We start from the raw sequence: 10,014 nt of genomic DNA, 5'->3' as shown, positions 1-10,014 counted from the left end.
GTACGTGCAGCACTGGGACGTCAACGGCGTCGAGGTCCTGCGCGCCGACGACCTCGAGGCCGCCGTGGCCGGAGCCGACCTGGTCATCCTCGTCCAGCAGCACCGCCAGTACGACGTGGACCACCTCGCGTCGCTGGCCCAGCGCTTCTTCGACACCCGGGGCGCCACCACGACCGAGGACGCCCACCGGCTCTGAGCCGGGTCAGGCACCCGCCCCGGGCACGTACGACCCGAAGTAGGTCCGGGCCTGCCGCACGTCCCCGTGCAGCAGGTCCGCCCAGGCGGCGACAGCGGCGACCGGGTCCACCGCGGCCCGGATCTCCGCCTTAGCCCGGGTGCGCCGCTGCTCCCACACATCGGGGTCGGCGTTGCGCAGCACCATGGCCGCCGCGTCGTCCACGGACGGCTGGATCCACTCCGCCGAGTAGATCTCGCGCGCACCCGGCCACGGGCGGATGACCGGCACCGCGCCGGAGGCCATGCCCTCGGCCGCGGCCAGGTGGAAGCTCTCGATGTCGCTGGTTGACAGCGTCTGGCCGATCTTGCGGTACCAGCTCGCCATGTCCCGGCCGGGCATGTCGAAGACGACGCCGCCGCGCAGCAGCGGATCGCGCTCGATCCGCTCCATGTACCAGCCGACGTACTCGTGCTCCTCCGGGCGGGTCCAGGCGACGGCGTGCTGCCAGGGCAGGGTGGTGCGGACGTACATGGTGAACCGGGGGTCCTCGCGGCGCACCCGGGCCAGCACGTCGAGCATGAAGTCGAAGCGCTTGTTCACGAAGTCGACCCCGGCCACCCCGATGCCGAACCGGGCCCCGGGCAGCTTCGGCCGGTCCAGCCAGTCGACGTCGACCAGGTTCGGGATGTAGACCAGCTTCTCGGCAGGCCAGCCCAGCTCGTCGCGGATGCGGCCGAAGATCGGCGGCGACACGTAGACCACCGCGTCGACCTGGTCCATGTCGATCTCGTGCGGGTACCGCATGTCCAGCTCGTAGCGGTGCAGGCGGACGACCAGGGTCTGGCCGGGGCGCTTGTGCCGCGACAGCCAGGCCGCGCTGGGCCGGGCCCACTCGGCGAGCACGGCGTCGGCCTGCCGAAGCAGCTGCGGCGTCTGCGGGGTGGGCGTGCCCAGCCGCGCCCACTCGTCGAGGTCCACGCTGAGATCGGTGCGGTTGTCCAGGCGGCTGGCCAGTTCCCGGGCGAACTTGAGGTCGTACCCGGCGATCAGGGTGCGGCGCCGCGGCCGCGGCACCGCCGGGCTCATGGGCAGCGCGGCGGCCAGCACCGCGCGGGCGGCGTCCCGCTGGGCCTGGACCGTCCACGGGTCCTCGTGCCCGGCGGGCAGGTCCCAGGAGCTGTCGCGCTCGGACTGGGTCCAGTCCCACCGGTCGCCGCGGGCCCAGGTCCGGCCCGCCCGGGGCGCCCGGTCGGCCGCGAACGAGTACGCGGCCGCGCCACCGCCCTGGTCCAGCAGGCCGCGCCAGGTCGCCAGCTGCCCCGGCTCGTCGTAGCCGGTGCCCGGAGCGGCCGTGCCGCAGTCGGGGCAGGGCTCATCGGCGGCCAGGGGCGGGTAGATCAGCACCTGCGGCCGGGCCGGGGAGGCGGCGCGCTCGACCGACTCGCGGGCCGTCTCGCTGTCGGTGACGAACCCGCCCACCGACGGCGCGAGCTGCGCGATCAGCTGCCCGAACACCGAGGGGTCGTCGTGGTACAGCCGCGTCGTCGGCAGCGCCAGCACCCAGATCCGGGCGGCGGGCACCCCGGCGGCCACGGCCAGCGCCGCCAGCGCGGGCGACTCGGCCAGCACCAGCGCCGGGCGGCCGATCCGGGCGGCCAGGCGGCGGTGCTCCTCGGCCGACTTCGCCCGGTTGCGCAGCTCGGAGGCCTGCGCGGCGACGTTGCGGGCCACGTAGCGCGAGCCCCGGTAGGCGAAGCCGACGGGACGGCGGACCGGGCCGGGCAGCCAACCCAGCCGCGCGGTGCCGCGGGCGCCCGCCGACGGCTCGGGCCGGGGCGGGGTCAGCGCGCCGACCTCGTCCACCTTGGCTCCGGCGGCGGCGAACGCGTCCCGTACGCCGCGACGCCAGCAGCACACCCCGGCCGCCCGGGGCCAACCCTGCTCCTGCAGCAGCACCACCCGGGTGTCCTGCGGCGCGCTCGCCTGCATGGAACGTCCTTCCCTACTTGCGGCGTACGCTCAGTCGCCGGATCTTCGCCTTGGCGCGGGCCGCGGACAGCCGGCCGACCAGCGCGGTCGCCTGGGCCAGCGAGCGCAGCCCGCCGACCTGCACCGTGGCGGGCAGCCACTTGCCGGGGTCGCTCTGCTTCAGCCCGGCCACACCCTCGTCGAGCAGCTCCAACGGCACCGCGGACAGGTCCGACACGCCCGCCTCGGCCGCGGTGAGCGTACGGGCGCCGTACACCTCGGTGACGGCCTGGGCGCGCGGCGCACCGACGTCGAACCAGGCGATCCGGCCCAGCGCGGCGGTGCGCCACAGCCGCACCGGCGCGGGCCCGGCCACCTCGACCAGCCCGACCTGGTGCTGGTCGGCCTCGTCGACCAGCCGCCCCAGCGCCGAGCGGGAGAACCCGGCGGTGACCGGCACCTCTAGCAGGTGCGCCGACGGGAACACCGACTCCGGCACGTCGGTCACCAGCGACACCCGCGGGTCCGACCGGTACGTCGCGCCGATCAGCCGCAGCTCCAGCAGCGGATCGCGCAGCACGCTCTGCCGCTCCTCGGTGAGCTCGTCCCACCGGCCGACCAGCCGCACCCGCAGGTCCTGCTCACTACCGCGCAGCAGCGCGTCGACGCAGGCCCGGACCAGCTCCAGCGGCTGCCCGTCGACCTCCACGACCGCCGTCACCAGCGGCACCTTCCACGCCGAGCCGCCGACCTTGCGCAGCCAGCGCGGGTACGGCATCTGCTCGGCCAGGAACGGCCGGTTGTACCGGCGCAGCTGCGCCGCCTGCTGCATCATGTGCGTCAGGCCCAGGTGCCAGCTGCGCGCCTCCCACTCCGGGATGAACACCGCCCCGACCTGGTGCAGCCGGTACGCGAACTCGTTGTCCTCGCCCAGGCGCAGCAGGTTGTCGGTGCCGCCGGACAGGTGGTAGAGGTCGCGGCGCATCGCCCAGGTCGCCCCGACGTGCGCCATGAAGTTCAGGTGGTCGCCGGCGCGCAGGTCGTCGGTGCCGCGCAGGATCTTCTCGATGTAGTCGTGCGGCTCGCTGGCGGCGTAGTCGAACAGGTCGTGGATGGACCGGATCGAGGCCACCTTCTCCGGCGTCGGCCAGCTCACCGAGCCCGGCGCCGTGTCGATCATGCGCTTGGTGCCCAGCGTCACCGCGTACGGCAGGACGTGGTGCCAGCGGGCCTGCGCCTCGACGTGCTCGGGGTAGACCAGCATGTCGGAGTCGAGCCGCTGGATGATGTCGCCCTCGGCCGCCCGCGCCGCGATGTCGCCCGCGTTGCTGCAGCCCCAGCTCGTGGAGTAGTCCGGGCCCCACAGCAGCCGGGTGCGCTCGGGCCGGATCCCGGGCAGGTGCAGCGGCGGCTGCGACCCGTCGTCGACCACCACCACGTCCAGCAGGTGCGCCGGGTACGTCTGCCGGGTCAGCGCGGCCAGGACGACGTCCAGCTTCTCCTGGTTGTTGTACGCCGGGACGACCACGGTCACCGTCATCGTCGGCGTCCACGCGCCCAGCTCGGGCACGCTCACGCTGGACCAGTCGTTGCGCACGACCCTCGGCACGGCGTGGGCGCTCATGCGGCGGGGGTCGCGAACTCGTCGTACGGCGGGGTGCCCTGCCAGGTGCGGCCGTCGCCCTGCAGGAAGTAGTCCAGGCCCGGGTCCCAGGTGTGGCCGTCGTTGTGCCGGGTGTAGAGGAAGCCCATGGCGTGGGTGCGGTAGACCAGGCCGCCGTCGCGCAGCACCCGGTCCAGCAGGGCGCGGTCGATCGAGCGTGCCACCGGCCGCCAGCCGCCGACCGCCTCCAGGTCGCCCCGGGACATCAGCATCGTGCCGCCGGCCACCACGCCGTCGTAGAGTTCCTGGCCCATCGTCCGGCGCACCGTGGTGTCGTACGGCGCGAGGTAGACGAACTCGGCGCCCTTGCCGACGACGTTCGCGCCGGAGTAGTGCCGGGCCAGCACCAGGTCCCAGATGTGCTCGGGCCCGTACCGGTCGTCGTCGTCGACCTTGGTGACCAGGCTGCCGGTGGCCAGCGCGGTCGTCGCGCCGATCGCCTCGCCGAAGGTCAGCTCCCGGGGCAGCGCCACCACCCGCACGGGCAGCGGCGACGACGTCAGCTCCTCGTGCTGCGCGGGCGACAGCTCGCAGTTGTGCAGGCCGACGATGACGTCCAGCTCCGGGTAGGTCTGCGCGGCCATCATCGCCAGCGCCTGCCGGAGGTAGTCGGGCCGCCGGGTCACCAGCAGCGCCGTCACCGACGGCGGCCGCGACAGCGACGGGTACGCCCCGGTGGTGGCCGCGGGCAGCGCGAACCCGGTGGCGTGGCCGCGCATCGCCGCCCGCCGCTGGGCCACGCCGCGCGTCTCCCAGAGGAGCCCGTCGGCACCCGCGCCCGGCAGGTCGCCGGAGAATATCTTGACCAGGTCGGCCGACAGCAGCGACGCCGCCTCGGCGGGCAGCCGCGGGGCCGACAGCACCAGTCCGGTCATGGCGAGCTGGGCCAGCGCCGCGGCCTGCGCCGAGGCGGGCACCTGCGCGCCCTCGACCAGCCGGGCACCGGCGAGGGCGTTGAGCACCGCGCTCTGGTCGCCGTCGAGCGGGTCGCCGACGCGGCCCGCGGTCAGCACCTTGCCGTCGCCGCGCAGCTCCCACCAGGCACCGTTGTCGGTGGACGCGAGGCGCAGTTCACCGACGGGCTGCGCCGGGTCGTGCCGTGGGCGGCCCAGCGGGGACGCCGAGACGGCGTCGACGACCACCCGCGCGACCCCGCCGACCGGCGCGATCTCGAACCGGCTGCCGGTCAGCGCCACCCCGATGGCCGGAGCCGCGGTGCCGGAGCCGGTCAGCGAGACGTCGTACGGCCGGAGGACGCCCTCGGTCTGCTCGGGAGAGAGGGTCAGCACGGACGTGTCCGGCCGCAGCCAGGGCACCGGGCTGCCGTCGACCGCCACGTCGACGCTGACCACCGCGGGCAGCGGATGCCACGGGGCCAGCACCGCCAGCAGCGCGGGCACCACCCGCAGCAGGGGCAGCGGCTCGGCCAGCGTCACGCAGACGGAGGCGGCGCCACCTTCGCGGGGCAGATTCACCTGGTACGACAGCAGCCCCGGCAGCGTGCCGAGCCGCCCCGACCAGTGCGGCATCGGCGGCGCCCAGTCCGCGACCGCGATCTCGACCTGGCTGGCCTTGCCGGGCATCAGCCCGTCCCACAGCTTCGCGCGCACCTGCGCGGCGGACTTCGCGGCGATCCGGACCCGGTCGCCGTCGCGGGTCAGCAGCCCCGAGGCGTCGGGGGCGCCGCCGAGGGCGCCGGTCCACTGCGCCAGCGCCGGGCGCGACCCGGCGTTCAGCCGATTCTTGATCTTGCGGAGGGTGCCGCGGACCCGGCTGCGCAGCCGGGCCTGCGGAAGCGCGGACTGGCCCTTGCCGTTTGACTGCCTGGCCGCTCGCCGCACGCCGCCTCCTCGATCTGGCCCGCCTGGTGCCCGGCGCCGAATGCCGGGGCATGCTAACACGCGCGCCGGTCCGCACCGGTTCGCGAACGACCATGCTATCCGGCCTCCGGCCCATGCCGAACAGCCCGAACGATCAGGTGGAAAGCCCCACCTTGGATCTTGAGGATGGCCGTCCGGGCGCGTACCGTCCAGCCTCGAACCGACCCCCGCCAGCCCGCTGGAGAACAAGCGTGGACACCTCGCTCCGCAGCCGGATGCAGCAGCTTGCCCAGCTGTGCGACGCGATGCCCCCGCAGGCCGCGCCCTGGTACGCCGACGGCGTGCTGCACCGGGCCGCCCCGCTGATGGAGCTGCTGGCACCCGACCCGCACCTGGCCCTGTTCCGCGACTGCCGCCAGGCGGTCACCGCCATGACCGCGGGGGTACGGGTCGACCCCGCCAACCTGCGCCGCCGCCTCAAGGCGATGATGCGCCCCGAGCGCACCGGCGAGCACGCCGACCTGGCCGACCTCGTCCTCTACTGCGCCTGGACCAGCCTGCCCCCCGACGGCGGCCACCCCGACCCGCACCGGATCAGCCACGCCGCCGACGCCCTGTGGCAGCACCTCGACCACCTCACCGGCGACACCGGCGGCTGGCACGCCCGCGAGGTGGAGCTGCAGCTCGCCGCCGCCAGCCTGCTCGCCGCCGGCAACCCGGCCGAGCAGCGGGAACGGGCCCGGCGGCTCGACCACGACCCGGCCGAGCTCGCCGCCCTGGCCCGGGCCGTCTCCGCCGGGCAGGGCTGGGCCCTGCGGATGGACCCGGCGCAACTGCTGCGGGTGCCGCCGCCGCTGCGGCACCCGGACTGCGGCGAGCACCCGCCCGCGGCGTACTCCCGCATCGTCGCGGCCGGCTCCGGCCACGGCGCCGCACTCGCCGGATACCACGGCACCACCGGCAACGCCGTCCCGTTCACCGCCCGCCCCGGCGACGTGGTGACCGTCGACTGCCCCTTCGGCGACGCCGAGGTCGTCCGGCGCGACCGCGACCGCACCTGGGTGAGCTGGCCCTGGACCGGCCGCCCCGGCACCGGCGACGAGCTGCCCGGCTTCGCCCACGACCCGGCCGAGACCTGGTATCCGGTGCAGCTGCGGCCCGCCCCCGGCCAGGCGGCGGTGGGCGAGCGGGTCCGCGTCGGCGTGGCCGCGCTGCGCGCCTACGTGCTGCGGGCGTACACGTTCACGCCGGGGCGGCAGAACTGGTTCGACAAACCGGCCGAGCAGCAGCTCACCGCCATGGCGATGCTGCCCGCCGGACGCCCCGCCACCCCGGGCGGCCACGCGGCGGGCGAGTTCGACCCGTACGAGATGCCGCTGGCGGTGCTGCTGGAGTGGCGGGCGTACCCGTTCCTCGAACCCGGCGACCTGGTCGCCGACGGCGACGACCGCGAGCTGACCTTCCAGCCGCCGCTGCTGTTCACCACGGCCGGCGGCGAACCCGTCCGGCCGGTCTGGCCGCTGCGCCTGCTGCGCCACGACGGGGCCGAGCCTGCGGCCGCCTCGGTCGGCGCGGTCGCCGCGGCCACCGCCCAGGGCTGCCACGACCTGGTCGTCGAGGCCTGGGAGCAGCAGGCCCACCTCCCCCTCCCCGACGACCTCCCCGTCCGCCACACCTGGTTCCACACCCCGTAGTCACCGACACCCCGCAGCCATGTCCCGTCGCCAACGGTTCGACGTTCCGGCGCCACGAAGATCCGCGCCAGCGGTCACTCTCCGGCCCGGCCAGGACGACCTTCGCACCGCAGGCGTCGCGGCCGGCCGCCCTACCGCCGCCCAAGATCCGGCACGGGCCGGCTTTCCGACCTCGGACGGTGATCTCGCCAGCTTGGCACCGCGTAGATCACTATGCGCGGCCAAAAGGCGCTGTTCCAGGCCAGGTTCCGACCGTAGACCGTGATCATGCCGAGCCGGCGCCGCGAAGATCGGCGCCAGCGGTCACTCTCCGGGGCAAGAGGAACGGTGGGCAGGGGAACGACCTAACCCGGCCTTACGCCCTCGGGCCGTGATCAATACAGAGCAGACTCGGCAAGATCCACGCCCATGGTCGCTCTCTGGGCGAATACTGATTAAACGGTCCGAAAGTCGCAGCCGCGAGCGGCCGCAGGGGAAAGTTTCTGATCTCTATGGGAGCGATCCCACGAGTTTCGGCAGGTCACTGACCTGCCGAAAAGTTGTTGGCACGAAAGCGTTGTGGCGGGCCTTACAGCCATGTCAGGATGGCGCTCGCTTGTAGGGAGCGACGCAACGCGAACCACCCGCCGAGGGCACCTGGCTTCTCGTCAGGACGGCGTGGACATCGCCGCACACGTACGCCGTGTGCGGATTTTCTTCGCCCACCGGGCTGGGCATTTCGTACCGAATCGGCGTTTTCCGCGCACTGATTGCCCGGTCAGTCGTGAATGCCGACAATTCAGCCCAAGGAGTTCGCACCATGAGTTTCCCGATCACCCGACGGCGCAAGGCCGCCGCCGCGGCCGGGGTAGGCGCCCTGGTCTTCGCCGGCCTGGTCACGCTGCCCGCGACGCTGGCCGCCGCCGCGCCCGGCTGCGACATCACCTACACCACCAACGACTGGACCGAGGGTCCGAGCAGCGGTGGCTTCACCGGCACCGTCGTCGTCAAGAACACCGGCGACGCCCTGTCGAGCTGGACGCTGAAGTTCGCGTTCCCGAACGGACAGACGTTCACCCAGGGCTGGTCCGCCAACTGGACCGCGTCGGGCGCCAACGTCACGGCGACGAACCTGTCCTGGAACGGCGCGCTGGCCACCGGCGCCTCGACCAGCCTCGGCTTCAACGGCCGCTGGACCGGCGCCAACACCAAGCCGACCGCGTTCACGCTGAACGGCGTCAACTGCACCACCGGCGGCGTCACCCCGTCGGCGAGCGCCAGCGCCTCGGCCGGCCCGAGCGCCAGCCCGTCGACCAGCCCCTCCGCGAGCCCGTCGGCCAGCCCGAGCGCGTCGCCGAGCAGCAGCCCGAGCCCGTCGGTCAGCCCGAGCCCGGTCGACCCCACCGTCAAGGTGGACAACCCGTACGCGGGTGCCCGCGGCTACGTGAACCCGGAGTGGAAGGCCAAGGCCGAGACCGTGGCCGGCGGCACCCGGGTGTCGAACACCTCGACCGCCGTGTGGCTGGACCGGATCGCCGCGATCAACGGCAGCTCCACCAGCATGGGCCTGGTCGCCCACCTGGACGAGGCGCTGCGCCAGTACAACGCGGGCACCGGCCCGCTGGTCGCCCAGTTCGTGATCTACGACCTGCCCGGCCGCGACTGCGCCGCGCTCGCCTCCAACGGTGAGCTGGGCCCGAACGACCTGCCGCGCTACAAGACCGAGTACATCGACCCGATCGCCGCGATCCTGGCCCGGCCGAAGTACGCGCCGCTGCGCATCGTCGCGATCGTCGAGATCGACTCGCTGCCGAACCTGGTCACCAACACCAACATCGCCGCCTGCGCGACCATGGCCGCCAACGGCGGCTACGTCAACGGCATCGGGTACGCGCTGAAGAAGCTCGGCGCGATCTCGAACGTGTACAACTACATCGACGCCGCCCACCACGGCTGGATCGGCTGGGACACCAACCTCGGCCCGTCGGCGACCAAGTTCAAGCAGGCCGCCACGGCTGAGGGCAGCACGGTCAACAACGTGCACGGCTTCATCACCAACACCGCCAACTACTCGGCCCTGACCGAGCCGTTCTTCACCATCAACACCTCGGTGAACGGCACCACGGTCCGCCAGTCGAAGTGGGTGGACTGGAACCAGTACGTCGACGAGCTGTCGTTCGCGCAGGCGTTCCGCACCAAGCTGGTCGCCGAGGGCTTCAACTCCAACATCGGCATGCTGATCGACACCAGCCGCAACGGCTGGGGCGGCGCCAACCGGCCCACCGCCGCGTCGACCTCGACCGACGTCACCACCTTCGTCAACCAGTCGCGCATCGACCGCCGCATCCACGCCGGCAACTGGTGCAACCAGTCCGGCGCGGGCCTGGGCGAGCGCCCGAAGGCCGCTCCGGCCCCCGGCATCGACGCGTACGTGTGGGTCAAGCCTCCGGGCGAGTCCGACGGTGCCAGCCAGGTCATCCCGAACGACGAGGGCAAGGGCTTCGACCGGATGTGCGACCCGACCTACACCGGTAACGGCCTCAACGGCAACAACCTGACCGGGGCGCTGCCGAACGCGCCGCTGTCGGGCCAGTGGTTCTCCGCGCAGTTCGCCGAGCTCATGGCCAACGCGTACCCGCCGCTGTCCTGATCCCCCGCAGCAACTGAGCCCGGTCGACCCTGTGGGGGTCGGCCGGGCTCCGTCGTATGCGG

5 protein-coding genes and 1 pseudogene are annotated in these 10,014 nt (G+C 73.5%); 3 read left to right on the top strand and 3 right to left on the bottom strand.

The annotated features are described in order from the left end of the window. Positions 1 to 196 (top strand): annotated as a pseudogene (locus QEZ54_RS35510) (nucleotide sugar dehydrogenase); the annotation flags it as partial. A 6-nt stretch (positions 197 to 202) separates the two neighbouring features. Here QEZ54_RS35510 and QEZ54_RS35505 read toward each other — a convergent pair. From QEZ54_RS35505 to QEZ54_RS35495, 3 genes are read right to left on the bottom strand one after another with little or no spacing between them, the layout of a single operon-like run. Beyond that, positions 203 to 2,167: a hypothetical protein gene (locus QEZ54_RS35505; protein WP_281309175.1), complete on the bottom strand. Its 1,965-nt coding sequence runs from the start codon at positions 2,165 to 2,167 to the stop codon at positions 203 to 205. A gap of 13 nt (positions 2,168 to 2,180) precedes the next feature. Then, positions 2,181 to 3,770, bottom strand: coding sequence for a glycosyltransferase (locus QEZ54_RS35500; RefSeq protein WP_281309174.1), 1,590 nt, complete (start codon positions 3,768 to 3,770; stop codon positions 2,181 to 2,183). Further along, entirely contained in the window at positions 3,767 to 5,650 is a 1,884-nt protein-coding gene (locus QEZ54_RS35495) for a glycosyltransferase (protein WP_281309173.1), read from the bottom strand. The genes QEZ54_RS35500 and QEZ54_RS35495 overlap by 4 nt, the downstream gene beginning before the upstream one ends. A gap of 230 nt (positions 5,651 to 5,880) precedes the next feature. Here QEZ54_RS35495 and QEZ54_RS35490 point away from each other — a divergent pair, with 230 nt between their 5' ends. Then, entirely contained in the window at positions 5,881 to 7,323 is a 1,443-nt protein-coding gene (locus tag QEZ54_RS35490) for a hypothetical protein (protein ID WP_281309172.1), read from the top strand. A 799-nt stretch (positions 7,324 to 8,122) separates the two neighbouring features. After that, a complete protein-coding gene (locus QEZ54_RS35485) occupies positions 8,123 to 9,952 on the top strand; it encodes a glycoside hydrolase family 6 protein (protein ID WP_281309171.1) in 1,830 nt (609 codons plus the stop codon). Positions 9,953 to 10,014: the final 62 nt, after the last annotated feature.

Origin of the sequence: Catellatospora sp. KI3, assembly GCF_029948125.1 — a bacterium.
In the GTDB taxonomy this organism is placed as follows: domain Bacteria; phylum Actinomycetota; class Actinomycetes; order Mycobacteriales; family Micromonosporaceae; genus Catellatospora.
Note: the sequence above shows the minus strand (reverse complement) of the source record. Positions and strands in the feature narration are given on the sequence as shown.